Below are 25,676 nucleotides of genomic sequence, written 5' to 3' on the forward strand. Positions count from 1 at the left end.
TCTCTTTTATTTAACATTACTCGTGTTAAACATAACACTGAGTGATACATGAGATGTCAGCAAATCGTCACGACTTCGTAACAAGTTGTTTTATCTCCTATTTTTACGTCAACCTCATCACCTTCTTCTTTTCCGAACAACGCTCGACCAAGAGGAGATTTTGCTGTTAAGACAAAGACTTCCTGAGCCTGATATTGAACAGTCAAACCACCAGAGCAAGGGCCTACAAAGAAGTGCTTTTCGATCAAATTCTCATCTGCGAGAACAACGTAAGCACCAACACCAACAGGCGCATTCTTAAAGTTACGAGTCACTAAAGAACGATATTGACGCAACTCCTCTTCACTATCTTGAATTCGCATGGCTTGTCCATGAGCAAGATACGCGGCTTCAAGTGCCAATGTATCGTACTTGTGCTCGGGAACAGTTTCTTCATCTGTGGCGGCATCGATAGCTCGCTGAGCCGATGAATGGGCAACTTGAAGTTTTTCTTCCAGATGTTGGATGATAATTTGGACTAAGTCAGCTTTGTTCATACTTTTAGGACGCGCGTTTAGTATTCGGGGTGTGTTAATGTAGCCAAGTTTACCATCAAAGAAAGGTTTCCCTATTATGCAAAGTGACTCGCTGCATCAAACACTTCAATCTGTATTTGGTTTTGACTCATTACGCCAAGGTCAGCAACCCGTTATTGAAGCCGTTATGAATGGTTACTCTGCTGCGGCAATCTTTCCTACAGGCTCGGGGAAGTCACTCTGTTATCAACTACCTGCAACCATATTACCCAACCTTACGTTGGTGATCTCTCCGTTGTTGGCGTTAATGAAGGATCAACTGAGCTTTTTACAAAGTAAAGGAATCGCGGCCGCTTCTATCGATAGCAGTCAAAGTAGAGAAGAAGCACAACAGGTCATGGCTGGCGTGAAGAATGGACAAATCAAAATCTTGATGATTTCTGTTGAGCGACTAAAAAATGAGCGTTTTCGTGAATTCATTCGCCAAGTACCGATTTCTTTGATGGTCATTGATGAAGCGCACTGTATTTCCGAATGGGGGCATAACTTTCGTCCAGATTATCTCAAACTACCGCAATATCAACGTGAACTGAACATCCCACAGTCTTTACTTCTCACCGCAACGGCAACGCCTGCAGTTATTGAAGACATGCAAAAAAAGTTCGATATTTCCAGTGAACATATTACCGTTACAGGCTTCTACCGCTCTAATCTGGATATCTCGGTGATCCCGTGTGAGGAAACAAAGAAACAAGAACAGCTCAGTGAGATCATCGCCTCTTCACCTAAGCTTCCGACCATCGTATACGTGACGCAGCAGCAAACAGCAGAACGAGTAGCAAAGTCATTAATCCATATTGGCATTAACGCTCACGCATACCACGCTGGCATGAAAAGCGACGTTCGTGAACAAATCCAACAGCAGTTCATGGATGGCCAAATTGACTGTATTGTTGCAACGATTGCATTTGGTATGGGGGTCGATAAATCTGATATTCGACGCGTCATTCACTTCGACTTACCCAAATCAATCGAGAACTACGCACAAGAGATTGGACGTGCAGGCAGGGACGGGCAACGCTCGGAGTGCATTCTGCTAGGCAATACGTCCGGCCTAACGGTGTTGGAGAATTTTGTCTATGGTGACACACCAGAATTTACGTCAATTAACTATGTAGTCGAGCAAGCGAAAGAACATGCTCCACAATGGGAGGTAGTGCCACTGCGTTTGTCGCGTGAAAGTAATATCCGCCAATTGCCACTCAAAACCTTGTTGGTTTATTTGGAGCTACATAACGTCATTGAAGCAAAGTACAGTTACTTTGCGGAATATCGGTTTAAGTTTTTGCACGATCAGCAATTTATTGTGAATCAATTTCAAGGCGAGCGACGTCAATTTGTGGAGGCTATTTTTTCCTGCTCACAAAAAGCCAAAGTGTGGTGCCAAGTTGATCTAGAAGCGCTATGGATGAACTATCAATCGGAACGCAGCCGAGTTGTCGCAGCGCTCGACTATTTTCACCAGAACGGCTGGATAGAACTAGAGAGCAAACAACTGACGGACGTGTACTCAGTTATGCCAACCAAACAGAGCTCGGATGTTTTAATCCAACAACTGTATGAACTGTTCCAATCCAAAGAAAGCAAAGATATCGAAAGAATCCACACCATGCTGCACTTGTTCCAGTCCGAGCACTGTTTGAGCTCACAATTGGCGAACTACTTTGCGGATCACGATGCACCAAAGCAATGTGGTCACTGCTCCGTGTGTCGTGGTCACGTCGCCACATTCACAGCACCAGAACCTGAAGATATTGAACAATCTCAAGTATCGATATGGGCGCGGGAGTTTATTCAGCTTTCCCCATCGGCCATCAGTAATGATGCCGTTGCTCGCTTCTTGTGCGGAATCAGCACTCCTTTGATTAGCCAGCTAAAAGCCTCAAAGCTAGCAGGTTATGGTGCAATGGCAAATGTAAGTTTTGAGCAGGTATTAACGCAGGTAGAAACGGTAAGGGCCTAAAAAAAGCTCAATTGACGCGCTTGGTCTTCGGGCTTGAGCATCACGTTCAAGCCTAAAAGGCGAATTTCCCGTCCATTTTGGCGTTTAAGAATATCTCTTAGCAAGATCTTGAAGTCCTCAAGCTCTAATTGCGGATGGATGTGCTCAATTGTTGTCAGTTGAAAGTCGGCAAATTTGACTTTAATACCTTGTTTAATAATCGACTTATCTGGGCTTGCACGCTCTAAACGTTTCTCGAGTTCAGGATAAAGTTTCTCCTCAATCACTTGCCAACATTCATCATAGGTTGCGATGTTCTGGCTGAATGTCCTTTCCACACCGACGGACTTTCTCTCGCGCTCAACAACGACTTCTCGATTATCAATTCCATGGCTTCGCTGCCATAAGGAGGCACCCTGACGACCAAACTGCCTCAACAACTCTCGATAGTCACTGTTTTTAATGTCCTCACATCGATAAAAACCGGCTTGGTGGAGCTTCTCAAGACTCACCTTCCCCACACCAGGAATGTTCTCTAGCGGAAGACTATCGATAACCTCTTGGACTTTCTCTGGCGGAATCACAAACTGACCGTTGGGCTTGTTCATGTCTGACGCGACCTTGGCAAGAAACTTTATCGGAGCAATGCCCGCCGATGCCGTCAACCCAAGTTCACTCCAGATATCGCGGCGAATTGACTCTGCGATCAACGTAGCGGAGCCACGGCAAGCTGTCGAGTCCGTGACATCGAGGTATGCTTCATCCAATGAGAGAGGTTCAATGATAGGCGTATAACGCTCAAAAATAGCACGAATCTGCTGAGAGACTTGCTTATATACATGCATTCTACCGGGCACAACCAACAAATGAGGACAGAGTTGCAGCGCGCGCGCCGTTGACATTGCACTGCGAACACCATATTTACGCGCATCATAATTACAGGTGCTAATCACTCCACGCTGCTTTTCATGTCCGCCAACAGCGAGTGCAATGCCACGGTAACTGGGGTTATCTCTCATCTCTACGGCAGCATAAAAACAATCCATATCGACATGAATAATTTTTCTAATTCGATCTGACATAGCCATCAAAGCACTGTTCAAAAAAACAGTATAAATCAAATCTACCTGAAGAGAAATGGGCGTGTTTAAGCGAACGTCAATCTCGAAGCATTACGTCCAATTGATCGACTAATTCGGCCCAATCTGCATCTTCTTCGATGGCTTGTTTTAGAAAGTTCGCCTGTGACATCGTCCAAAAGCTAGCTTCATGTAAAGGCGCAGAATCTCTTTTGTGTCGATGTTGATTAATAAAATCTTTCATTTCTTGAGGAGAGCTACCGAGGCCCAGTTGTTGAAATAGCTCAGCCATACCATGTTGATGCATTTCCATACTACTTTCTCCCTACGTTAGCTAAACATAATTATATAACTAAGACAGGAATAATGATGTGATGTTAACGGATGCGTGTCAAACATTTGAGTAGTTGTTCTACTTTTGGTTGACATGTGTTTTTTGATGGCGATAAGTTTAATTTTAGTTATCATTGATTTTAAACAATTAATTTTGGGGACTGCGCTTGAGTAATAAGATTCTGGTTGTTGAAGATAGTCGTGCATTTAAAAACTTTCTTTGCCAAACAATAAGCCAAGCTGGTTATGAGGTCATCGCAGCGGAAAGCTACGCGGAGGCAAAGAACTTGTTATCTTCAGCACAGGACCTCTTCTGTGCGGTTTTAGACTATTGTTTACCGGATGCTCAAGATGGCGAGATTATTGACCTCGTTTTGGAACATGGTCATCGTGTCATTGTTTTAACGGCTCGATTTCAAGAAGACACTCGCGAAAAGATGCTTGCAAAAGGTGTCCTCGACTATATTTTGAAAGACAGCATGGCGTCCGTTTCCTATCTATTACCACTCCTCAAGCGACTAACCAACAATCAACAACACAAATGTTTAGTCGTTGATGATTCACACACCGTAAGAAGACACATTGCCCAACTTTTGGAGCATCAATATATTCAGACGTTGGAAGCTGACAATGGGCAAAAAGCCCTAGAGCTTGTCGAGCAAAATCCAGATATCACTCTCGTTTTAACCGACCATGATATGCCCGTTAAAGATGGCATTACTATGGTGCGTGAATTACGTCGGAAGTGGGATAAAAATCAATTAGCCATTCTCGGCTTGTCGGGTAGTAACTCTAAGACCATGACGGCTAGGTTTCTAAAAGCAGGGGCCAATGACTTTTTATACAAGCCATTTAATCAAGAAGAATTTTTTTGCCGTATTCACCAACTGTTAGATATCAAAGACGCAACATCTGAACTGTTTAAAATGGCAAATCAAGATGCGCTAACGGGCTTATGGAACCGCCGCTTTCTGTTTGAGCAACCCCATGTAGAAAACGCTCAAAGAAACATCGCGATGCTTGATATCGATTTCTTTAAGCAAGTAAATGATACACACGGACATGAGGGCGGCGATGCAGTGTTAGTCATGATAGCGAATATTCTAAAAATCTATTTTCCAAATGATATTGTCGCTAGGCTTGGTGGCGAGGAGTTTTGTATTCAAGCCAGTGGCGACTATGACGGCTTTCTAACACGCTTAGAACAAATGAGACAGCGCATAGAAAAAACGCCAATAACTTATTTGGACAAAAACATTCTTGTGACCGCGAGTATTGGTGTAAGCAACATCGAGGGGGAGCTGGAACAACAAATAAAAGTGGCGGATGAGCGACTTTACATGGCCAAAGAGAACGGACGTAACCAAATCATTTCTTCGTCCTAATGACTATCAGTGTGGTCTTGCTCTGTAACATGAGAGAAAGAAACAACAAAACACGGTATTGGGCTCTTTCTCGGACATCTGAGCTTTGGTTAGCTGCCTAAAAATAAAGCTCAGCAGAACGCTGAGCTTTATCACTTTCTTAGTACGATTAACCAATACTAAGCAATTCTATCTTTTTCCCACGCCGCCAATTTCTCAGCACGCGCAGCCTCGCGCGCTTCACGTTTTTTACGCGCATCGCAGGGTTCTGGACAATTACACACTTTTTCGATGCCAACTGCCCCTAAGCCACCACAGCTACCTTTCACGACTTTCTTTTGGAAAATGTATCCGACAGCCATTGCAGTGATTACCGCGACAAACACAGCAAAGGTAATTAGAAATGTATTCATAAAAACATGCTCACTTCTGTTGTTATTTCTTCATGAATGGCTTGTATGCTTCCGAAGCCAACTCTTTAAAACCATCTTCCGTTTTCACAATCATGAAAACAGGAATATTATTTTCGTTCGCAATTGCCATGCCTTTGTCTTCACCTAGCACCATAAGACCAGTTGCAAGACCATCAGCAGTCATCGACGATTTATCTAATACCGTTACAGACACCACTTTATGATGAATTGGTTTGCCTGTTCGTGGATTAATAATATGAGAGTATCTCACACCATTACTCTCAAAGTAATTACGATAGTCACCACTTGTTGCAATTGCCATGTCGCCTGGTTCAATAATTTCTTGAATTGAACGTTCATCAACGGTCGGTTTTTCAATTGCGATACGCCAAGGCACACCTTCACGATTGACACCTTTGAGACGCATTTCACCGCCAACTTCGACCATAAAGTTCTGTACCCCTTCAGATTGAAGGTAGTCAGCAACCACGTCAACCCCCCAACCTTTCGCAATCGTCGATAGGTCGACGTACAAGTTAGGAAGATCTTTGGACAGTGTATTACCATCAACAGATAGGTGGTGAATACCGGTATTTGCTTTGCGAGCAGCGAGTTCTTCATCGGTTGGAACTACATCTGGACGAGCTTCTGGACCAAACCCCCACAGGTTAACTAGAGGGCCGACCGTCACATCCAATGCACCTAAAGTAAGACCGTTAAGGCGAATTGCTTCTTTCACTACCGTTGCAGTTTGTGTCGAAACTGTAAATGGCTCGCTCGTTTGATGCTGATTAAAACGACTTAACTCTGAGTCGTCACGATAGGTCGACATTTGGTCATTAACCTCTTCCAATAAGCGATCAATTTCTGTCTGCATCGCTTTTGGCGTTGGAATACCATCTTGCTCGATATACTTGATGTTGTAAGAAGTCCCCATGGTAGGGCCACTTAAATGAATTTGATCTGCAGGCTGCTCACAGCCAGCCAAAATCAATAGAGAAGCGAATGCAACAAGCCACTTTTTCACTTGTTAACTCCCAATGTTGTTGAATTGATATGGGAAATAGGACCAATCCTTTCAATCCGATTACCTATATCAACTGTTGAGTATCAGTTTTATGTCTATAAAAAATAATGGCTAGCTCTCTTGGAGAGCTAGCCATAGATTCAATCACTTGGAGGAATTAACCACCGAAGTCATCTAGTAGGATGTTTTCATCCTCTACACCTAGATCTTTTAGCATGCCGATTACAGCAGCGTTCATCATAGGTGGACCACACATGTAGTATTCACAGTCTTCTGGCGCTTCGTGATCACGTAGGTAGTTCTCGTAAAGAACGTTGTGAATAAAGCCAGTGTAACCATCCCAGTTATCTTCTGGAAGTGGATCAGACAGTGCACAGTGCCATACAAAGTTGTCATTCTCAGCTTGTAGCATATCGAAGTCTTCAACGTAGAACATTTCACGCTTAGAACGTGCGCCGTACCAGAAAGACATCTTACGCTTAGAGTGCAGACGCTTAAGTTGGTCGAAGATGTGTGAGCGCATTGGAGCCATACCAGCACCACCACCAACGAATACCATTTCTGCATCTGTATCTTTCGCAAAGAACTCACCAAATGGACCAGAAATAGTACACTTGTCGCCTTCTTTTAGAGACCAGATGTACGAAGACATGATGCCTGGTGGTACGTCTGGGTTGTTCGGCGGCGGAGTTGCGATACGAACGTTAAGCATGATGATACCGTGCTCTTCTGGGTAGTTAGCCATAGAGTATGCACGAATGGTCTCTTCATTAACTTTAGACTCGTAACGGAAAAGGTTGAACTTCTCCCAGTCTTCACGGTATTCCTCAGGAATATCGTAGTCTGCGTATTTCACGTGGTGAGCAGGAGCTTCAATCTGGATGTAACCACCAGCACGGAAAGGTACTGATTCGCCATCTGGAATTTGCAGCTTAAGCTCTTTGATGAATGTCGCTTTGTTATCGTTAGAGATAACAGTACATTCCCACTTCTTAACGCCGAAGATTTCTTCAGGAAGCTCGATATCCATGTCAGTTTTCATTGCAACCTGACACGCTAGACGCTCACCTTCACGCGCTTCACCTTTAGTAATATGGTCAAGCTCGGTTGGTAGGATGTCGCCACCACCTGATTTAACTTTTACGCGACACTGACCACATGAGCCACCGCCACCACAAGCAGAAGATACGAATACGCCAGCACCTGCTAGAGCACTCAGTAGCTTACCACCTGGTTGTGTAACGATCGCCAGAGAAGGGTCATCGTTCACAGAAATTGTAATGTCACCTGTTGGTACAAGCTTAGACTTAGCGAAAAGAATCACTAGTACTAGTGCTAGTACGATCAGAGTAAACATCACTACACCAAGAATAATGTCCATTGACTATTCCTTAATTGTTGCGGTTTACCCGACTTACAGTTGAACACCAGAGAAAGACATAAAGCCTAACGCCATAAGACCTACAGTGATAAATGTGATACCAAGACCACGTAGACCTGGAGGTACGTCAGAGTACTTCATCTTCTCACGGATACCTGCAAGAGCAACGATTGCTAGCATCCAGCCCACACCAGAGCCGAAACCGTAAACGATCGATTCAGCAAAGTTGTAGTCACGTTGTACCATGAAAGATACACCACCGAAGATCGCACAGTTTACTGTGATCAGCGGTAGGAAGATGCCTAGCGCGTTGTACAAAGGTGGGAAGAAACGGTCTAGGACCATCTCTAGAATCTGTACAAGTGCTGCAATTACACCGATAAAGGTGATGAAGTTTAGGAAGCTAAGGTCCACGCCCTCAACTAACGCGTTCTCTCTCAGAACTAGGTTGTATACTAGGTTGTTCACAGGAACAGCGATAGTCAGAACTACCACAACTGCAACACCTAGGCCAAAAGAGGTCTTAACCTTCTTAGATACGGCAAGGAAAGTACACATACCTAGGAAGAAAGACAGAGCCATGTTTTCGATGAAAATCGATTTAACTAACAGACTAATGTAATGTTCCATGACGTCCTTACTCCTTCGCTTCTACTTGTTCTGGTTTCAGAATACGGATTACCCAGATAAGGAAGCCGATTAGGAAGAATGCTGATGGTGCTAGTAGCATTAGGCCGTTAGGCTGGTACCAACCACCGTTGCTCACTAGAGGTAGAACTTCTAGACCAAATAGTTTGCCTGAGCCAAATAGCTCACGGAAGAAACCTACAGTGATAAGAACGAAGCCGTAACCTAGACCGTTACCAATACCGTCAATAAGAGATGGTACTGGCGCAGACTTCATTGCGAATGCTTCAGCACGACCCATTACGATACAGTTAGTGATAATCAGACCAACGAATACAGATAGCTGTTTAGAGATATCGTATAGGTAAGCTTTTAGCACTTGGTCTACCACGATTACTAACGATGCGATGATTGCCATCTGAACGATGATACGCACACTGTTAGGAATGTGGTTACGGATCAATGAAACAGAGAAGTTAGACAACGCAGTTACAAATGTTACCGCTAGTGTCATTACAAAAGCTGTTTCTAGTTTAGTTGTTACTGCAAGAGCAGAACATACACCAAGAACTTGTAGCGCGATTGGGTTGTTATCCAACACTGGCGCTAGGATGCTCTTTTTAACGTTTTGTGCACTAGACATTAGTTAAGTTCTCCGTCACGAACTTTTGCTAGGAAAGGACCAAAGCCCATATCACCTAACCAGAAGTCAAATGTGTGTTGAACACCATTACTAGTGAGCGTCGCTCCTGATAGGCCATCAACACCGTGCTCAGAACCTTGCGGTGCGCCGCCTTTCACGACCTTAATCGCTGGCTGGTGATCTTCATTGTACAATTTCTTGCCAATGAATTGATCGCGCCATGAAGGGTTCTCTACTTCACCACCAAGTCCAGGAGTTTCACCTTGCTCGTAGTAAGTAATAGCAGACACAGTGTTACCATCAGTTTCAACGGCTACAAAGGCATACATCATCGACCATAGTCCTTTACCGTGCATAGGCAGGATAACTTTTTGGACTTCATCTTGATCTTTTACAAGGTACACCACTGCTGTATTCGCGCGACGACGGATATCAGCTACGTCTTCTTCTGGTGTCAATGCGATTGAACGTTCTGCATCTTTTGATGCTTCACGTTGATCGTACGTAGATGCATTACCCTCAGTAAAGTTACCTGTTTCAAGGTCTACTAGACGAGGTTCGATGTACTCAGCAAATAGCTCTGGTACTTTCTTACCGTTTGCGTCAATGCCTGCAACTTCAACGATCTTTGATTGCTTATCTAGGACAGCGTTAGCTTTTTGCTTATCACGCAGACCTACTGCTGCTGTTGATACGATGATTGAACAAACAAGGCTCAACCCGATAACAACACCCAGCGTCTTTTTAATGCTGTCGTTATTACTTGCCATAGCGTGCTAGTCTCCGCTTGATGTTCTTCTCAATCACTACATGGTCGAACAGAGGTGCGAATAGGTTCGCGAATAGAATCGCCAGCATCATACCTTCTGGGTACGCTGGGTTAACTACACGGATCATCACACACATTGCACCAATCAGGATGCCGTACCACCATTTACCTTTGCTAGTAAATGACGCTGATACTGGGTCCGTTGCCATGAAGAACATACCGAATGCAAAACCACCTAGAACTAGGTGCCAGTGCCATGGCATATTAAACATTGGATTAGTGTCAGAACCGATCACGTTAAACAGAGTCGATACTGCGATCATACCGATCATCACACCCGCAATGATGCGCCATGAAGCGATTCGCATGTAAACGATCATCGCTGCACCGATCATTAGAGCTAGAGTCGATACTTCACCAATAGAGCCAGGGATGTTACCGATGAACGCGTCCATCCAAGTGATAGGAGCGCCAGTTACTGTGTTAACTAGAGCACCGTTACCACCTTGAGCCCATTGGCTAAGAGCAGTTGCACCAGAGAAGCCGTCAGCTGCAGTCCATACTACGTCACCCGAAATTTGCGCTGGGTAAGCGAAGAATAGAAATGCACGACCTGCAAGTGCAGGGTTAAGGAAGTTACGACCTGTACCACCGAAGATCTCTTTTGCTACAACAACACCAAATGTGATACCTAGTGCCGCTTGCCATAGAGGTAGCGTTGGTGGAACGATAAGTGCGAATAAGATAGAAGTTACAAAGAAACCTTCGTTAACTTCGTGTTTACGCACCATACAGAACAACACTTCCCAGAAGCCACCAACAATAAATACTGTTGCGTAGATTGGCAGGAAGTAAGTCGCACCTAGTAGCATCTTACTGCCAACACCCGCTTCCGCACCGATAGTGCCGCCAAGCATTTCTGTTAGCCAGTAGTGCCAGTTACCTGCGATAACTGTCGCTAGTTGGTCACCAGCGTACATGTGGTTAAGTGCTGCAATAGCTTGGCCACCTGCGTTGTACATACCCCAGAACATTGCTGGGAATACCGCAAACCAAACCATGATCATGATACGTTTTAGGTCAACGCTATCACGAACGTGCGAGCTTTTATTTGTTACGATACCTGGGGTGTAAAAAACTGTTGCTACAGCTTCGTACAGGGCAAACCATTTTTCGTGTTTGCCACCAGGCTCAAAATGATGCTCGATGTCTTCAAGAAACTTTTTAAGAGCCATGAAAATTACCCTTCCTTCTCGATAGTATCTAGGCATTCACGAAGTAACGTACCGTACTCGTACTTACCTGGACATACAAAGGTACACAATGCTAGATCTTCTTCATCCAGTTCAAGCGCACCCAGTGCTTGAGCACTGTCTGTGTCGCCGGCACATAGATCACGAAGCAGCAAAGTAGGCTCCATATCTAGAGGCATTACGCGTTCGTAGTTGCCAATTGGAACCATTGAACGATCACTACCATTGGTCGTCGTTGTCATATTGAACAACTGACCTTTGAATACGTGACCAAGGAAAGAGCGAGTTACCGAGAACTTATTCTTACCAGGCATTGCCCAGCCAAATAGTTCTTTTTCACGGCCTTCACGTAATACAGAAACCTGTTGATGGTAACGGCCAAGGTATGCGTGTGGACCAGTTGCATGTGTACCTGTTAGTACTGAACCAGAGATCACACGAACTTCGCCAGGCATCAGCTCGTTATCTGTTAGGTCATCTAAGCTTGCACCCATTACGGTACGAACTAGACGAGGGTTATTCACAACTGGGCCAGCTAGAGACACAACACGATCTGTGCATAGCTCACCAGTTAGGAACAGCTTACCGAACGCGATAACGTCTTGGTAGTTGATGCTCCATGCCACATTCTCTGCATTTACTGGGTATAGGAAATGCATGTGGGTGCCAGCAAGACCTGCTGGGTGAGGGCCATCGAAGACGTGTTCTTCTACGTTAGACTGTGAAGAGCGTGGCAAGCTAGTGCCAGATTTACATACGTAAACCTTGCCTTCTGTCAGGGCTGAAAGAATGTCTAGACCAGCAATGAATGCTTCTTGTTGCTCATTAATGATCAACTCAGGCTTAGCTGCTAGTGGATTAGTATCCATTGCAGTTACGAAAATAGCCTTAGTAGAAGACTCGATTGCAGGAACCTTGCTAAACGGACGAGTACGTAAAGCGGTCCATAAGCCAGAGTCAACCAACTGAGTCTTGATCACTTCACGATCTAGACCTGAAAGTTGAGCGGCTTCGAACTTATCAAATGTCACCTGCTCTTCACCTGCCACTTCAATCACTACAGATTGAAGGACACGTTTAGCGCCACGGTTAACTTCGATCACTTTACCGGCTGCTGGTGCAGTAAATTTCACGCCTGGGTTCTTTTTATCTTCAAAAAGAACTTGCGCTTTTTTCACTTCATCACCAACGCGGACATGCATGGTAGGTCGCATGCCAACGTACTCTTCGCCAAGCAAGGCGACTTTTTTGATGGTCTTACCATCATTAATCACCTGGGATGGAGTTCCTGCGATAGGAAGATCCAAGCCCTTCTTTATTGTAATCATACGCACTTGCACTACTTTTATCGGGAAAAAGATTCTTTTGATTGCGTAACTTTTAGACACGACATCAGTGTCCGGTTTTGATGTTGTTTTAAACATCAAAATCGCAACATCCTATTAAAAATCTCGTCACAAGGAATACGCGAGATTTATCAGGTGCCGTAGTCTAGCATTTTTTAGGAACTTGATGCCATGATCAATCATTAGAATAGAGGGGTTATTTCGGTAGAATCAGGTCTAAAAGGTCAAAGAATAGTCATAACTTTGACCCATCGCACAAATGCCATATTCCATACATATCTTATGGAAAAGTGATATTCATCGCCTGAAATATTCTGCAATTTCCATTCATTTGTTGAAACACTGTTAACACATTTTTTAACCAGAATTTGTGCCACGTTAACGTCCCTAAAGAATGTAAAACGAAAAAAGATGGCCTTAAGCCACCTTTCTCTGCACCTTTATATCTTGCGTTTTTAGTGACCGCCACCCATACACATCGGGCTATCAGGGGCGCCATCTTGTTCACGCTTCCACTCTTCATCAGTGTATGTATGAATAGCTAATGCATGAATGTGGTTATCCAGTTCATCTGCCAAAATTTGATGAACTTGACGATGGCGCCCAATCAAACGCTGTCCCGCGAACGAATCACTCACAACAATCACTTTGAAATGACTCTCTGAGCCTGGTGGCACATTATGCATGTAGCTCTCATTAATGACTTTGAGATAGCTGGGTTGCAGCTCACTGTGTAGTTTCTTCTCTATGATTTCTTGGATCATATTCGTTCCTCATTGATGCGAATTCCATAAGTATATACCTAAGTAAAGCAGACATGCATCACTCAAACGTCACTCTCATTATTGACGCACTTTGTAGACATATTGTCTCAAGGCGCTCGACTCCATGAACATGCCTAGAGAGCAGCCATCACTGAACTCGTAAAATTTGACAGCTTTTTGTATCTCGACACGTCATCATTTGCGACAATAACACTTAATTTCTAAATCAACTTACATTTAGCTATGAAAACCGAACTGAACCTTCACGAGCGAAGCTTAACACTTCATCGTTTCCCAAAACGTAGTAACGAAACGCTACAAGCGTGGGATGCCGGTGATGAGTATCTTATTAATCATGTTGAAGAGCTTGCTTTGCCAGACAATCAAAACATCCTCGTGATTAATGACAGCTTTGGTGCCCTCTCCTGCTGGTTTTCGGAAAAGCACCATGTAACGCTAATGAGTGATTCATTCATCTCACATAAAGGTGCACAGCAAAATCTCGAGCAAAACCAGTGCAATAAAGTAGCGTTTGCCACCACGATGGACCTCGTTCCTGCCAATATTGATCTCGTCTTGCTGCAACTGCCCAAAAGTAACCGCCATCTAGTGTGGATACTAAGCCAATTAAGAAAGGCGCTACCGGCTTCCTGCCCCGTCATTGCAGTCAATAAAGCGAAAGACATTCATACTTCGACGCTAAAACTGTTTGAAAAATACTTAGGCGAAACAAAAACATCTTTGGCCTGGAAAAAGCACAGATTGGTGTTTTCTCAAGCAACAGTTGAGCCTCCGATTGAAGTAATGCCTTTCACGACTTGGCGCGTTGATGGCGAAGATATCGAACTCAAGAACATGCCAAATGTCTATTCAGGAGAAAGTTTAGATTTAGGTGCACGCTTTATGCTGCAGCACCTGCCTCAAGACCCTTCGATAGACAATGTCATCGATCTTGGCTGCGGCAATGGTGTTCTGTCTGTTAAATTTGGTCAGTTGAATCCAAATGCTCGGCTAACATGTGTTGATGAAAGTTTTATGGCGCTTGAATCAGCAAAACAGAACCTACGCGACAACCTTGGTGAAAATAGAGACATACAGTGCATAGCGAACAATTGCTTGGACGGTTTTAAACACAGCAGCAGCTCTATGGTTATGTGTAATCCACCGTTTCATCAACAACAGGCAATCACCGATCATATTGCTTGGCAAATGTTCTGCGATGCTAAACAAGTATTAAGTGAAAATGGCCGTTTACTGGTTATCGGAAATCGTCACCTCGGGTACGACGCAAAACTCAAACGTCTGTTTGGCGATAAAAATGTGAAACTTATCGCTTCCAACAATAAGTTTGTGATTTTACAGGCTACAAAAAATCCTGCTAAATTAAGCGCAAAATAAGCTTTAGCAAAATAGTTAAAAGGAATAATAAAATGAGAAAATTGGTACTTGCGGCTTCGGTTGCGTTGCTTGCTGCGTGTTCAGCCCCTCAACAACCTCAGCTGAACCTGATGCCAGAAAGCACATTGAGCACCAATCCAATTGTTCAAGGCAAGACTTACAGTTTGACCAGCAAAGATGTACGTGCAGCGCAGTACGTGGCGTTGGTGGATAACGGCCGTTCGAACATTCTTCCTCTTCATGCTAAACAGAATTTACGTATTGCGTTAGAAGAAGCATTAGAGAAGCAATTCTCATCTCAAGGTTTCCATGCGGATCTAAACAGCAACAACGCGATTGAATTGAGCGTTCAAGAAGCGTTGGTCAACGTGAAGCATTCGGTGATGGAAAATGAGATGGATGCTAAAGTTGTGCTGGAAATCACAGCAGAGACACCTGAGGGCAAGCTAGTCAAAACTTATACAGGTACAGCAAAGCGATCTGGCACATTGAGTGCTTCTGATGCCGATATTGAAGAGACATTGAATGATGTGGTGACATTGACGCTTAAAGAGATTGCCAATGACCCTGAGCTTCGTCAATACATGCAGGAGCGTTTCTAATGTTACGCAAAGCGATTCTGTCTTTAGCATTACTCAGCTGCAGCGTTTGGGCTGGACCAAAAGTAGCGTTTGAAACGACACTTGGCTCATTTACGGTTGAGTTAAACGAAGAGAAAGCACCTATCACTGTCGCTAATTTTCTGAAATATGTAGAAGATGGGAGCTACGAAGGTACTATTTTTCATCGTATTATCCCAGGCTTCATGGCACAAGGTGGCGGCTTTAACCAAGATATGCAGATGGTGAAAACATACGCGCCAATCAAAAACGAAGGAAATAATGGTCTAAACAATAACCGTGCTACCATCGCCATGGCACGAACCAATGCACCAAACTCTGCAACTCGTCAGTTTTTCGTCAACTTAGTCGACAATGACTTTCTCAACTATGGCGCTCGACCACCAGGTTATGCTGTATTTGGTGAGGTTACTGAGGGGTTCGACGTTATCCAGAAAATGGCTCAGCAGCCGACCACGACGGTAGGCCGAATGCGTGATGTACCAGAGACGCAAATCGTCATCACCAAAGCTACACTACTTAAATAGCCAAAACGATAAGCCCTTTGAATAATCGAAGGGCTTTCTCTTTCAACGGCTTCATTTTATTGGATTGATTTATGTCTTCATTACCTTCCATCACTTGGTTGGAAACGGTAAAAAGTTACCTCGATAAACGACTCATGTGGGTTTTCATGCTGGGCTGCTCTAGCGGCTTTCCGTGGGTTCTTATCGGCTCAAACATGTCAGGTTGGCTAAAAGATGCCGGCTTGACCCTCTCCGCAATTGGCTATTTTGGTAGCGTTTTTGCGGTCTATGCGATCAACTTTCTGTGGGCACCTCTGGTTGACCGCGTGAAGCTGCCAGTCCTCTTTAGACTACTGGGGCAAAGACGTAGCTGGATTTTCTTTTGTCAAAGTATCGTACTCGTCGCTACCCTATTTATTGCCGGCGTAAATCCAGCGGAAAACTTGGTGTTTGCGTCACTACTCGCCTTGTGTATTGCAACGGCTTCAGCGACACAAGACATCGCAATTGATGCTTTTCGTATTGATACTTTCCCAAAATCAGAAGAATCTAAGCTGCCACAAGCTTCTGCAATGGCGGTCATTGGCTGGTGGACAGGTTATTCACTACCGGGTTATTTAGCGTTTGTTAATGCTGATAGCGTCGGTTGGAATGGCGTGTATTACGGGATGGCGGTGATAGTCGGCATTCTAATGGTCTTTACGATTTTAATCGGAGAACCGAAGACTCAACGCGAACAACTTCAGTCTGCCGCTGAACAACGCCACAAAGAAGTGGTTGGTTCAAAAGTCGTAGCTTGGTTTACCGTGACTGTTGTAGAACCTTTCCTTGATTTCTTTAATCGCAATGGCGTCCGTGTCGCGATTACTCTGTTGCTGTTCGTTTTCCTATTTAAAATTGGCGAAGCGTTTTTGGGCAGGATGTCGATCGCGTTCTATAAAGATATTGGTTTTAGCAATGAACAGATTGGCTATTACTCCAAACTAATCGGTTGGGGAGCCACCATCTTCTTTACTTTTGTCGGAAGCATGTTCAACGTTAGGTTTGGTATTGTACGTGGATTAATGATCGGCGGTATTGCTATGTCTGCCAGTAACTTGATGTTTGCTTGGATTGCTTCGGTAGGCCCAAACGAGCACTTGTACTTAGCCACGATTATTGTCGATAACTTTACGACTGCTTTCTCAACTGTCGCTTTTGTTTCATTTTTGACGATTCTAACCGGGCAAGCATTTTCGGCAACTCAGTATGCGTTGCTTGCTTCTCTAGGAAACTTCGGACGGACGACTCTTGCTTCTTTCAGTGGCGAGCTAGTGGATTATCTTAATGATTGGAGCACATTCTTCGTGCTTACCGCTGTCATGGTCGTGCCAAGCTTGATTATGTTGTACTCGCTACGACATTACTTTGATGCTCTATTGGAAAAAGCACGTCACAAGCATTAACGAAACATATAAAAAACCACCGAATTCGGTGGTTTTTGTTTTGCGAGATATAAGATAAGAGGTCTATGGGTATAACCCTTTACCAAACATATTAAATATACGTGCCACGCCTTGAGTAAAGATCATCGGCTCAGTCAATACGGTTAAACACAAGCAGTCTTCTCCGGCCTTAGTGTAAGGGCTGTGCTTCACTGATGCGTCTCTAATCATCAAATCGCCCTCTTCATATTGGCCATCCTCGTCACTAAATCCACCATGTAGGATCAATGTAGACTCTAGGCCTTTGTGCGTATGTTGAGGAATTTGCACATCTTCCCCGATGTACATTAAGCTGACACGAGCGTCTTCCCCTAGGTCAATCTGAGCACTGAAAACCTTGCCTCCATAACTTCTCCATGACCCTACGAGGTCAGAGAAACGCGCTAGAGTTTTAGGAAGAGCGAAACTTTTTCCTGCCACATTAACAGCAGCAGAGTCGCGGATCACGATATTATCAGTCGCTGGCTCCGCATTGATGATGTCATTAAACATGTCGTCAAATTCAGAAACATACTCAGAAGGTATGTCACTTACGATGTTCGCTTGACTTGCTTCGACTTGGTTCACATAAGCTCGGCACTTGGTGCATGTTTCTAAATGGGTTGCGACCACAAGACCAGAAACTGCATCAATGCTTCCCGAAGCGTATGCTTCTAACAAGCTGTTATCTGGGTGTTTGTTCATAGTTGCTCCGTATGCATTGAATGCCTTAGCTTTTCTACTGCAAGCCTCAGCCTGGATTTTACGGTACCGAGGGGTATATCAAATAATTCCGCGACCTGTTGATGAGGTAACTCTTCAAGATATACCGCTTGTAAAACATCTCTCTGGTTTTTCGGTAATATATCTAAAAACTTAACCACCTGTTCTTTCAACATATCTTGTTCTGGTGAATAGTGATCAACAAGATCAGGTGGATAATACTCTGACGGCCAAATGTCATCAGAATGAATGTGTAATTCCTTACCTTTCTGTTTTCTGAGCAGATCAAAACAAAGGTTTCGGATTATGGTATATATCCAAGTCGATAACGCGCTCTTTTCACCATCATAGAGGTGCGCTTTCTGCCAAACTGTCGCCATGGTCTCTTGCACCATCTCCATAGCAACTTGCTCATTACCAACATGTTTGTAAGCGAATTGCTTCAGCTTGGGTGCGTAAAAACGGAATACAAAAGCGAACGCGTCTTTGTCTCGAGCCTTCACTTTATCCATGTAATCGTTCCAATCACTGCGCCCCAGTTTTTTCGGGCTATCACTCATCATAATCGGCCTTAATTTGTGGGAGGAGTCTCCTCCTCCCATTCGTCCTAATCGGTCACGTCATCGACCAACAAGTTGAAACCACCGTTGTTCCCATCATCAATGGCAACGACTTGGTACACAACACCGTTCATTACATTGACTGGTGCTGAGTCAACCGCAACAATACTTGGGTTACCAGCCACTGTTACCGTTACATAATATGTACCTTCAGCGACATATAATCCTTGTACACTATTTTTATACGCAAAATTAGCAATAGTTGGATCACTTCCATCTATTCCTGCACTCGTAGTGAGGTAAATATCCACCATTTCCGCTATAGGATTAGCCGCCGCGTGTGTCACATTCAATGTCGCGCTAGTCGCCACAGCGCGTCTCATATCTTCAACGACCAGAGCTTCGATATCAATCGCTGGGCTAACAACACCGACTGCATAAACACTGTAATCCATTCCACCTGCAACCATTAACCCGTCAACATCTATGATCGGATTGGTTGTTGTGCCATCCACGTAAACGTCAATATCGTAAGCGCCAGCAGCAAGATCCAAATAACCACGAATCTCTTTGAACGCTAAGTCGGCAAGAGGAGCGAAGGCCGCCCCGTTAACGTTAACATCGACGACTGGCGCTCCATCGACAAGGTGTCCGACTCTTACTTCAGCTTGGCTGCCCATATCTTCAATTATAGAAGAGCCCGAACCGTCCAACACCAAGAGTTTGACAGGTGACGTGCTATTCGAATCTCCTGTGCCGATAGCGGCAATCGTCAAGTTGGAATTAGCCGCAAGAGATACTGTGCCCGAGTCAAAAGCAACGCTGTCTCCTACGGCAAGTCGAACTTGATACTCACCAGTTGGGATGTTCAATACGTCGGTAGAAGCTTTGTAAGCAAGGTTAGTTATTGGAGTCGCGCTAGCAAGAGCAGCACCTGGCTCAGTGACATAAAGATCAACAGCAGGAACGCCTGAAGCTGCATGAACAACTTGAACATCTAGACTATTGGCATCAGCCATTGAATCGGCGCTGCGAGTCACAACTAAAGGCTCAACTGGGTTTGGCGAACCATCGGCATCGCCAACAACGAACACGTTATAATTGAGGTCGGAATCAAGATCTAGTTCTGTTTTAGGTATTACGGTCGCGGTTTCATTACCTGGGAGCTTAACATCGACCTGAATCGAATTCATCCCCTCTCGCAATTTAACGTAGCCAGATCCCATACCATAATCAACATTCGTTAATGATGGTTTATCGTTGATCCACACATTTGCAAGCGGCGCATCAGAAGACGCATGCACTGCTTGTAAATTGGAATACTCGATAGTGTCACTGTCGGAGCCACACGCCGCCAGTCCTAACGCCGCAACAACAGTTAGCGCAGCTTTGTTAAATCCTTTCATATCCTTGCCTCTTTGTTAGTCGGGGCTTCTATGGCTTCTGTCAGAAATTGCAACGCAGGAATACAGTCCTCTGCGCCGACTAGCTGTTCGAACAGATTGCAGTCTAGGGGTAGTAACTCAAGCCAACGCTGAGTAACCCAAGCAGAGTCATCGTAAAAACGATGCTGGTAGAGGCTTCCAAGTTGAGGAAACTCTTCATAAACATGGGATAACTGCTGGCTTAAATAGAAGAAATCTGGTGAGTTGTCTGGATGTTGCCAATTATCTAACCATTCAACCTCTGCATGGCGTAAGCCATCCGCATCTGCACGAACACGTTTAACAACAAAGCGTTTCTCACCAGCAACTGTAATACCAAGAAGGCCATCACTGAGTGTTTCAAAATCAACGATCCTGACCAAAGTTCCGATAGATGAAACGTTACCCACGTCTTTAGGGTCACCTTCACTTCCTACTAGGCAAACTCCAAAACCCACATTTTGTAGGCTGCATTCCTTTACCATTCGCTTATATCGTGGCTCAAAAATGCGCAGATTCATTTTACCTTCAGGGAGTACAACTGAAGTGAGTGGGAATAACATGACTTCTTTCATTCAAACGTCCTCTTTGATTCACGGATACATACGAATCCCTTATCACTCCGATCACTAACGATTTATGTTGGTTAATCGACTGGCTTAAAAAGTCATAAAATCGCTTACGCAAACGATCTAAATCACATATTTATTGCAATCAAATGCAACGAACAAAAAGTTCCGTAAATAAAGATAATTTCGTGACACAACTCACCAAAAACGTTCAATTTTGCACCCTTTATCACTTTCATTTGGGATTTTTATCGCTATTATTCCCGCCAATTGGAAAGCGCAGCATAGATTGCGTGTTCTGAATCATTACAAACATAGAGAGTCCCCTTATGCGTAAATCACTTTTAGCTCTTAGCCTTCTAGCGGCTACTTCAGCTCCAGTTATGGCGGCAGATTACTCTGACGGCGATATCCACAAAAACGATTACAAGTGGATGCAGTTCAACTACATGTACTCAATTGATGAAATGCCACGAGTTAAAGGCGCTGACGACAACGCTCACGATTACCTAGAAATGGAATTTGGCGGTCGCTCTGGTATTTTCGACCTATACGGTTACGTAGACGTATTTAACCTAGCGACTAAAGATAACCAAGATAAGTCAATTGAGAACGGCGCTCCTGACAAGATGTTCATGAAATTTGCACCACGTATGTCTCTAGATGCCGTAACTGGTAAAGACCTATCTTTCGGTCCAGTTCAAGAGCTATACATTGCATCTCTAATGGAATGGGGCGGTAACAACGGTGGTGTAAACAACCAGAAAATCGGTTTAGGTTCTGATGTAATGGTTCCTTGGTTAGGTAAAATCGGCCTAAACCTGTACAGCACTTACGATGGCAACAACAAAGGTTGGAACGGTTTCCAAATCTCGACTAACTGGTTCAAACCATTCTACTTCTTCGACAATGGTTCATTCATTTCTTACCAAGGTTACATTGATTACCAATTCGGTATGGATGATGATGCTGGTAACAAATTTGGTACTACCGCGTCAAACGGTGGTGCAATGTTCAACGGCATTTACTGGCACTCAGATCGCTTCGCGGTTGGTTACGGCCTGAAAGCATACAAAGAAGTATATGGCGTAAAAGACGGTCTACAAGTTGCTCCAGGTGTTGAGCTAGAATCGACTGGTGTAAGCCACTACCTAGCTGTAACTTACAAGTTCTAATTGAACCACTAAGTTTGCTCAAAAATGGCGCCTTTCGGCGCCATTTTTATTTGCTTTCCTTTTTTCCCTCATTATCCTTGCAGCAAACCTTTTTAATGAGAGCGTTTGGTGAATATCCTTATCCTCGGTCCAGGTGCGGTGGGCTCACTCTGGGCAACAAAATTTAAGCTTGCCGGGCACAATGTTTCATTGTGGGGAAGAAGTTCAGAGAGACAACAACCACTTCAGTTGGATGACACACCCGCAATCGTATTCAGTAATCAAGATATTTCCTCCGTAAATCAAGCGGACCTCATTTTGATCACGGTAAAAGCTTGGCAAGTGGAAGACGCCATTCAGCCTTTGCTCCCTCATATCAATACAGACACGATTATCATGCTGATGCACAATGGTATGGGTACTGCCTCTGCCTTGGAGAAGGTTGTGCCAAACAATCCGATAGTGCTCGCAACAACGACGCACGGCGCATACAAACCAGATAACCAACACGTATTGCATACCGGTCACGGAACAACGCAAGCGGGTGGTTATAATGACAAAGGAATGCAGTGCGCTTTTCTGCAAGATGTTATGCATCATGCTCTTCCAGAGGTCATTTGGAATCCACACATCCAATCTGCGTTATGGACTAAGTTAGCGATCAACTGCGCGATTAACCCACTGACTGCGATTCTCCAGTGTAAGAATGGTGAACTTGCGAAGCCCGAGTTTAAGATACAACTCGAAAGCATCACTCAAGAACTGGTTGAAGTAATGAGTAAAGAAGGTATTGCTATCGAGTTTCGCTCTCTTTTCGATACGGTAATGCAAGTGGTGAACGCCACAGCTGAGAACTATTCTTCAATGAGACAAGACGTATTCCATCAGCGTCGAACGGAAATTGATTTTATAACCGGATACTTGTTAAAGGCTGCCAAGAAACATCGCATCAATACGCCTGAGAATTTAAAACTTTACCAACGCATCAAACAAATAGAACAAAGCTGGACAGAACAATGAGTAAGAAAATCTTAGTGCCAATAGCTCCAGGCACCGAAGAAATGGAAGCCGTCACCGTTATCGACATGATGGTTCGCGCGGGTTATGACGTTACAGTAGCGAGTGCTGCTTTTGATGGCTCATTGACGATGAAAGCTTCTCGCGGAGTCACACTAACTGCCGATTGTAAGCTAGTCGATATCGCTGATGATGAGTTTGACGCCATAGCGCTTTCTGGTGGTGTTGGTGGTGCAGAAATTTTTCGTGATAGCACGGTGATGATAGAAATCCTTAAGCAGCACATCTACGAGGGAAAATTGGTCGCTGCTATCTGCGCAGCACCGGCGTTGGTATTGCAACACCATGATCTTTTCCCACAATCACTGATGACCTGTCACCCGAGCTTTCAGTCACATATCCCGGAAGAGAAGTGGCGCAGCAAACGCGTGACCTTTGATATCAACCACAACCTGATCACCAGTCAAGGTCCGGGTACAGCTTTAGAGTTCGCGATGGAAGTAATCATTCAACTCTCAGGTAAAAAACACGCATGGTCAGTTGCTGAACCAATGATCCCTCTGCCTACTCTGCACTACCACAAGCTTGGTGAAGAATAATGTTTGACGTAAATGCTGTACGCGAGCAATTTCCTGCTCTAAACCAATCCGTCAACGATACGCCCTTAGTGTATCTAGATAGCGCAGCGACAACGCAAAAACCGCAATGTGTGATTAATGTCATCAGTCATTACTACAGTGCGCAAAATGCCAATGTTCACCGTGGCAGCCATAGTTTAACGGCTAATGCCACCAGCCAATTTGAAGCGGCACGAGAACGAGTGGCAAGCTTTATTGGTGCAAACAGCTCTAAAGAGATCATTTGGACACGGGGCGCAACCGAAGCACTGAACTTAATTGCTCAAACCTACGCCCGTAGCACGTTACAACCAGGTGATGAGATCTTGATTAGCGAGATGGAGCACCACGCCAACATCGTGCCCTGGCAAATCGTGGCAGAGCAAACGGGTGCTAAAGTCATTAAAGTTCCGATGACATCAGATTGCCAGTTCGACATCAGTGCATTTGAGGCGCTTCTGTCTGACCGCTGTAAAATTGTTGCTTGCGCGCAAATAACCAACGTAACAGGCACACGCCAACCTATAGAAAAAATCACTGAACTGGCGCACAACGTTGGCGCGGTTATTGTAGTTGATGGCGCGCAAGGCATCGTACATGAGCAACTTGATTTATCGGCATCAGATATCGATTTCTACGTTTTCTCAGGTCACAAACTTTATGCACCAGCAGGCATTGGGGTTTTATACGGCAAGCTTGAACTTTTGGAAGCCATGCCACCATGGCACGGCGGCGGTAAAATGGTTGAACGCGTTTCTTTCGAAAAAACGACGTTTTCTGCACTTCCTGGAAAATTTGAAGCGGGCACACCAAACGTTGCGGGCGCGATTGCTCTAGCGAAAGCCATTGAGTGGTACCAAGGTTTTGACCATCACGAAGTAGAGACTCATCTCCATGCGCTTCAGGATAAGGCCTACCAAGCACTAAGCGCTTTGGATGACATCCATATTCTAGGCTATCAACCGAATGCCTCTGTACTGACCTTCGTAATGGACGGCGTTCATCACCAAGATATTGCGACGCTGCTCGATCAACAAGGCATTGCGGTACGAGCAGGACACCACTGCGCTCACCCATTGATGGATGCGCTAAATGTGAAAGGCACGGTACGCGTCTCTTTTGGTATTTATAACACGACGAGCGATGTGGAAAGACTCATCGCCGCCGTAGAGAAAGCCGTCGACATGCTATAACGCCAACGGTTTGATTTGGAGTAACCAACAAGGTTACTCCATCTGCCTATCCAGAGTCGCCACGCAATTTCTGCCATTTCTTTTCGCAGCATAAAGCGCTTTATCTGCATGCGCATACAAACGTTTGGTGGTTTCATTTCTGCCTATTTCCACCACGCCTACACTCACCGTGACCGGAATTTCAATCTTTTCAAATTCGGACTGACAATTTTGAATGTGGGAACGTACTTCCTCTCCTACCTCTTTCGCCGCCGACAGAGAAGTTTCTGGCAAAATAATCGCAAACTCCTCCCCTCCGACTCTTGCAAAAATTTCGTCTTTGACGAGTAAGTGAGAAACCAAATCAGCTAAGGTCTCTAAGACATAATCCCCCGCATCATGACCACGTTTATCATTGATGACTTTAAAAAAGTCCAAATCAAACAATAACAACGCGGAGTGATAGTTCGGCTCTTGAGCTTTAATGACCTCTTCTGTGAGCTTTTCGAAAAAGACACGTCGATTGTAGATGTTGGTAAGAGCATCAATTTGGCTTTGATGGCGAAGAAGGGTTTCAACTCGGTGGCGATTGGAGATGTTGCGTGTAAGAATAAGGACAACGCGACGACCTCGGTATTTTATAGCGAGTGGGCAGATCTTGCCTTCGTAGTATAGGTCGCCTCTTGGCCCACTGTTAGCATCTATTCCCTGAATGCTGTCGGCGCACATCTTGTACTCGATCGTCACAATACTGTCTTGTTTCAGTGACCGATTTATCTGTTCGATAAACCAGTCGGCTTTATCTTTTTCAAGTACGCCGTGAAGTGTCTTACCTATCAAATTGCTTCCATCGTGATAGGCTTTTTTATGGTTCATCGCGGATAAGCGGGAACTCAAAACAAAAACGGTAGTAAGTGATAGAGTTTTATCGCCAAAC

At 44.5% G+C, this 25,676-nt stretch carries 27 protein-coding genes; 10 read left to right on the forward strand and 17 right to left on the reverse strand.

Annotated features, from left to right (window positions below):
* Positions 1-56 precede the first annotated feature (56 nt).
* Positions 57-536, reverse strand: a complete 480-nt coding sequence (locus R7035_RS17770) for a GreA/GreB family elongation factor (protein WP_165935369.1) — start codon at positions 534-536, stop codon at positions 57-59.
* 76 nt (positions 537-612) lie between these two features.
* Between R7035_RS17770 and R7035_RS17775 the strand changes: the two genes are divergently transcribed.
* Positions 613-2,538, forward strand: a complete 1,926-nt coding sequence (locus R7035_RS17775) for an ATP-dependent DNA helicase RecQ (protein WP_005380279.1) — start codon at positions 613-615, stop codon at positions 2,536-2,538.
* On the opposite strand, the gene dinB is transcribed toward R7035_RS17775, so the two are convergent.
* Both dinB and R7035_RS17785 read right to left on the reverse strand, forming a co-directional pair.
* Positions 2,535-3,599, reverse strand: a complete 1,065-nt coding sequence (gene dinB, locus R7035_RS17780; RefSeq protein WP_025768236.1) for a DNA polymerase IV — start codon at positions 3,597-3,599, stop codon at positions 2,535-2,537. The two genes, R7035_RS17775 and dinB, sit on opposite strands and share 4 nt — an antisense overlap.
* 76 nt (positions 3,600-3,675) lie before the next feature.
* Positions 3,676-3,909 (reverse strand): DUF2789 domain-containing protein, encoded by a 234-nt coding sequence (locus R7035_RS17785; RefSeq protein ID WP_005380277.1) that lies wholly within the window; start codon positions 3,907-3,909, stop codon positions 3,676-3,678.
* Between the two features lie 187 nt (positions 3,910-4,096).
* On the opposite strand from R7035_RS17785, the gene R7035_RS17790 reads away from it, so the two are divergent.
* Positions 4,097-5,314 (forward strand): response regulator, encoded by a 1,218-nt coding sequence (locus R7035_RS17790; protein WP_005380276.1) that lies wholly within the window; start codon positions 4,097-4,099, stop codon positions 5,312-5,314.
* 158 nt (positions 5,315-5,472) lie between these two features.
* Here R7035_RS17790 and nqrM read toward each other — a convergent pair whose 3' ends face one another.
* The 9 genes from nqrM to bolA all read right to left on the reverse strand — a co-directional run bounded on the left by nqrM (position 5,473) and on the right by bolA (position 13,516).
* Positions 5,473-5,706, reverse strand: coding sequence for a (Na+)-NQR maturation NqrM (nqrM, locus tag R7035_RS17795; RefSeq protein ID WP_005380273.1), 234 nt, complete (start codon positions 5,704-5,706; stop codon positions 5,473-5,475).
* A gap of 22 nt (positions 5,707-5,728) precedes the next feature.
* A complete protein-coding gene (locus tag R7035_RS17800; RefSeq protein WP_005380272.1) occupies positions 5,729-6,733 on the reverse strand; it encodes an FAD:protein FMN transferase in 1,005 nt (334 codons plus the stop codon).
* 157 nt (positions 6,734-6,890) lie between these two features.
* Positions 6,891-8,114 (reverse strand): NADH:ubiquinone reductase (Na(+)-transporting) subunit F, encoded by a 1,224-nt coding sequence (gene nqrF / locus R7035_RS17805; protein WP_005380271.1) that lies wholly within the window; start codon positions 8,112-8,114, stop codon positions 6,891-6,893.
* Between the two features lie 33 nt (positions 8,115-8,147).
* Positions 8,148-8,744, reverse strand: a complete 597-nt coding sequence (nqrE, locus tag R7035_RS17810; RefSeq protein WP_005380270.1) for an NADH:ubiquinone reductase (Na(+)-transporting) subunit E — start codon at positions 8,742-8,744, stop codon at positions 8,148-8,150.
* A 7-nt stretch (positions 8,745-8,751) separates the two neighbouring features.
* Positions 8,752-9,384, reverse strand: a complete 633-nt coding sequence (locus tag R7035_RS17815; RefSeq protein WP_005380269.1) for an NADH:ubiquinone reductase (Na(+)-transporting) subunit D — start codon at positions 9,382-9,384, stop codon at positions 8,752-8,754.
* Positions 9,384-10,154, reverse strand: coding sequence for a Na(+)-translocating NADH-quinone reductase subunit C (locus tag R7035_RS17820; RefSeq protein WP_005380267.1), 771 nt, complete (start codon positions 10,152-10,154; stop codon positions 9,384-9,386). The genes R7035_RS17815 and R7035_RS17820 overlap by 1 nt, the downstream gene beginning before the upstream one ends.
* Positions 10,144-11,388 carry an NADH:ubiquinone reductase (Na(+)-transporting) subunit B gene (locus tag R7035_RS17825; protein ID WP_005380265.1) on the reverse strand — a complete coding sequence of 415 codons (1,245 nt, stop codon included), beginning with the start codon at positions 11,386-11,388 and terminating at the stop codon, positions 10,144-10,146. Before R7035_RS17825 ends, R7035_RS17820 begins: the two co-directional genes overlap by 11 nt.
* A 5-nt stretch (positions 11,389-11,393) precedes the next feature.
* The gene (locus tag R7035_RS17830) at positions 11,394-12,734 is read right to left on the reverse strand and encodes a Na(+)-translocating NADH-quinone reductase subunit A (protein ID WP_005380264.1); all 1,341 of its coding nucleotides are present in this window, start codon (positions 12,732-12,734) and stop codon (positions 11,394-11,396) included.
* A gap of 473 nt (positions 12,735-13,207) precedes the next feature.
* The gene (gene bolA, locus R7035_RS17835) at positions 13,208-13,516 is read right to left on the reverse strand and encodes a transcriptional regulator BolA (protein ID WP_005380262.1); all 309 of its coding nucleotides are present in this window, start codon (positions 13,514-13,516) and stop codon (positions 13,208-13,210) included.
* 243 nt (positions 13,517-13,759) lie between these two features.
* Between bolA and R7035_RS17840 the strand changes: the two genes are divergently transcribed.
* The 4 genes from R7035_RS17840 to R7035_RS17855 all read left to right on the forward strand — a co-directional run bounded on the left by R7035_RS17840 (position 13,760) and on the right by R7035_RS17855 (position 17,485).
* Positions 13,760-14,914, forward strand: a complete 1,155-nt coding sequence (locus R7035_RS17840; protein ID WP_005385302.1) for a methyltransferase — start codon at positions 13,760-13,762, stop codon at positions 14,912-14,914.
* A gap of 32 nt (positions 14,915-14,946) precedes the next feature.
* Positions 14,947-15,516, forward strand: coding sequence for a YajG family lipoprotein (locus tag R7035_RS17845; RefSeq protein ID WP_005380259.1), 570 nt, complete (start codon positions 14,947-14,949; stop codon positions 15,514-15,516).
* Positions 15,516-16,061 carry a peptidylprolyl isomerase gene (locus tag R7035_RS17850; protein WP_186584710.1) on the forward strand — a complete coding sequence of 182 codons (546 nt, stop codon included), beginning with the start codon at positions 15,516-15,518 and terminating at the stop codon, positions 16,059-16,061. The genes R7035_RS17845 and R7035_RS17850 overlap by 1 nt, the downstream gene beginning before the upstream one ends.
* A 71-nt stretch (positions 16,062-16,132) precedes the next feature.
* Positions 16,133-17,485 (forward strand): AmpG family muropeptide MFS transporter, encoded by a 1,353-nt coding sequence (locus tag R7035_RS17855; protein ID WP_256901289.1) that lies wholly within the window; start codon positions 16,133-16,135, stop codon positions 17,483-17,485.
* 63 nt (positions 17,486-17,548) lie between these two features.
* On the opposite strand, the gene R7035_RS17860 is transcribed toward R7035_RS17855, so the two are convergent.
* From R7035_RS17860 to R7035_RS17875, 4 genes are read right to left on the reverse strand one after another with little or no spacing between them, the layout of a single operon-like run.
* Positions 17,549-18,208, reverse strand: a complete 660-nt coding sequence (locus tag R7035_RS17860; RefSeq protein WP_005380256.1) for a ChrR family anti-sigma-E factor — start codon at positions 18,206-18,208, stop codon at positions 17,549-17,551.
* A complete protein-coding gene (locus tag R7035_RS17865) occupies positions 18,205-18,789 on the reverse strand; it encodes an RNA polymerase sigma factor (RefSeq protein ID WP_005380255.1) in 585 nt (194 codons plus the stop codon). The genes R7035_RS17860 and R7035_RS17865 overlap by 4 nt, the downstream gene beginning before the upstream one ends.
* Positions 18,790-18,833: 44 nt before the next feature.
* Positions 18,834-20,192, reverse strand: a complete 1,359-nt coding sequence (locus tag R7035_RS17870) for a DUF4397 domain-containing protein (protein ID WP_256901290.1) — start codon at positions 20,190-20,192, stop codon at positions 18,834-18,836.
* A complete protein-coding gene (locus tag R7035_RS17875) occupies positions 20,189-20,785 on the reverse strand; it encodes an LON peptidase substrate-binding domain-containing protein (protein WP_025768231.1) in 597 nt (198 codons plus the stop codon). Before R7035_RS17875 ends, R7035_RS17870 begins: the two co-directional genes overlap by 4 nt.
* A gap of 323 nt (positions 20,786-21,108) precedes the next feature.
* On the opposite strand from R7035_RS17875, the gene R7035_RS17880 reads away from it, so the two are divergent.
* The 4 genes from R7035_RS17880 to csdA all read left to right on the forward strand — a co-directional run bounded on the left by R7035_RS17880 (position 21,109) and on the right by csdA (position 24,760).
* Positions 21,109-21,954, forward strand: coding sequence for an outer membrane protein OmpK (locus tag R7035_RS17880; RefSeq protein WP_005391741.1), 846 nt, complete (start codon positions 21,109-21,111; stop codon positions 21,952-21,954).
* A gap of 108 nt (positions 21,955-22,062) precedes the next feature.
* Positions 22,063-22,953 carry a 2-dehydropantoate 2-reductase gene (gene panE / locus R7035_RS17885; protein ID WP_262651771.1) on the forward strand — a complete coding sequence of 297 codons (891 nt, stop codon included), beginning with the start codon at positions 22,063-22,065 and terminating at the stop codon, positions 22,951-22,953.
* The gene (locus tag R7035_RS17890) at positions 22,950-23,549 is read left to right on the forward strand and encodes a DJ-1 family glyoxalase III (protein WP_006742560.1); all 600 of its coding nucleotides are present in this window, start codon (positions 22,950-22,952) and stop codon (positions 23,547-23,549) included. The genes panE and R7035_RS17890 overlap by 4 nt, the downstream gene beginning before the upstream one ends.
* Positions 23,549-24,760, forward strand: coding sequence for a cysteine desulfurase CsdA (gene csdA / locus R7035_RS17895; protein WP_025768229.1), 1,212 nt, complete (start codon positions 23,549-23,551; stop codon positions 24,758-24,760). Before R7035_RS17890 ends, csdA begins: the two co-directional genes overlap by 1 nt.
* A gap of 33 nt (positions 24,761-24,793) precedes the next feature.
* Here the strand turns inward: csdA and R7035_RS17900 are convergent.
* On the reverse strand, positions 24,794-25,676 hold an 883-nt coding region (locus R7035_RS17900; RefSeq protein WP_318146210.1), incomplete at its 5' end, for a GGDEF domain-containing protein.

The sequence above is a fragment of the Vibrio sp. 1731 genome (genome assembly GCF_033339955.1).
Lineage (GTDB): Bacteria > Pseudomonadota > Gammaproteobacteria > Enterobacterales > Vibrionaceae > Vibrio > Vibrio alginolyticus.

Excerpts from the sequence above, each read along its gene's own strand:
- R7035_RS17770 (WP_165935369.1), bottom strand. The coding sequence starts at position 536 with ATGAACAAAGCTGACTTAGTCCAAATTATCATCCAACATCTGGAAGAA.
- R7035_RS17775 (WP_005380279.1), top strand. The coding sequence starts at position 613 with ATGCAAAGTGACTCGCTGCATCAAACACTTCAATCTGTATTTGGTTTT.
- dinB (WP_025768236.1), bottom strand. The coding sequence starts at position 3,599 with ATGTCAGATCGAATTAGAAAAATTATTCATGTCGATATGGATTGTTTT.
- R7035_RS17785 (WP_005380277.1), bottom strand. The coding sequence starts at position 3,909 with ATGGAAATGCATCAACATGGTATGGCTGAGCTATTTCAACAACTGGGC.
- nqrM (WP_005380273.1), bottom strand. The coding sequence starts at position 5,706 with ATGAATACATTTCTAATTACCTTTGCTGTGTTTGTCGCGGTAATCACT.
- nqrF (WP_005380271.1), bottom strand. The coding sequence starts at position 8,114 with ATGGACATTATTCTTGGTGTAGTGATGTTTACTCTGATCGTACTAGCA.
- nqrE (WP_005380270.1), bottom strand. The coding sequence starts at position 8,744 with ATGGAACATTACATTAGTCTGTTAGTTAAATCGATTTTCATCGAAAAC.
- R7035_RS17815 (WP_005380269.1), bottom strand. The coding sequence starts at position 9,384 with ATGTCTAGTGCACAAAACGTTAAAAAGAGCATCCTAGCGCCAGTGTTG.
- R7035_RS17820 (WP_005380267.1), bottom strand. The coding sequence starts at position 10,154 with ATGGCAAGTAATAACGACAGCATTAAAAAGACGCTGGGTGTTGTTATC.
- R7035_RS17825 (WP_005380265.1), bottom strand. The coding sequence starts at position 11,388 with ATGGCTCTTAAAAAGTTTCTTGAAGACATCGAGCATCATTTTGAGCCT.
- R7035_RS17830 (WP_005380264.1), bottom strand. The coding sequence starts at position 12,734 with ATGATTACAATAAAGAAGGGCTTGGATCTTCCTATCGCAGGAACTCCA.
- bolA (WP_005380262.1), bottom strand. The coding sequence starts at position 13,516 with ATGATCCAAGAAATCATAGAGAAGAAACTACACAGTGAGCTGCAACCC.
- R7035_RS17840 (WP_005385302.1), top strand. The coding sequence starts at position 13,760 with ATGAAAACCGAACTGAACCTTCACGAGCGAAGCTTAACACTTCATCGT.
- R7035_RS17845 (WP_005380259.1), top strand. The coding sequence starts at position 14,947 with ATGAGAAAATTGGTACTTGCGGCTTCGGTTGCGTTGCTTGCTGCGTGT.
- R7035_RS17850 (WP_186584710.1), top strand. The coding sequence starts at position 15,516 with ATGTTACGCAAAGCGATTCTGTCTTTAGCATTACTCAGCTGCAGCGTT.
- R7035_RS17855 (WP_256901289.1), top strand. The coding sequence starts at position 16,133 with ATGTCTTCATTACCTTCCATCACTTGGTTGGAAACGGTAAAAAGTTAC.
- R7035_RS17860 (WP_005380256.1), bottom strand. The coding sequence starts at position 18,208 with ATGAACAAACACCCAGATAACAGCTTGTTAGAAGCATACGCTTCGGGA.
- R7035_RS17865 (WP_005380255.1), bottom strand. The coding sequence starts at position 18,789 with ATGATGAGTGATAGCCCGAAAAAACTGGGGCGCAGTGATTGGAACGAT.
- R7035_RS17870 (WP_256901290.1), bottom strand. The coding sequence starts at position 20,192 with ATGAAAGGATTTAACAAAGCTGCGCTAACTGTTGTTGCGGCGTTAGGA.
- R7035_RS17875 (WP_025768231.1), bottom strand. The coding sequence starts at position 20,785 with ATGAAAGAAGTCATGTTATTCCCACTCACTTCAGTTGTACTCCCTGAA.
- R7035_RS17880 (WP_005391741.1), top strand. The coding sequence starts at position 21,109 with ATGCGTAAATCACTTTTAGCTCTTAGCCTTCTAGCGGCTACTTCAGCT.
- R7035_RS17890 (WP_006742560.1), top strand. The coding sequence starts at position 22,950 with ATGAGTAAGAAAATCTTAGTGCCAATAGCTCCAGGCACCGAAGAAATG.
- csdA (WP_025768229.1), top strand. The coding sequence starts at position 23,549 with ATGTTTGACGTAAATGCTGTACGCGAGCAATTTCCTGCTCTAAACCAA.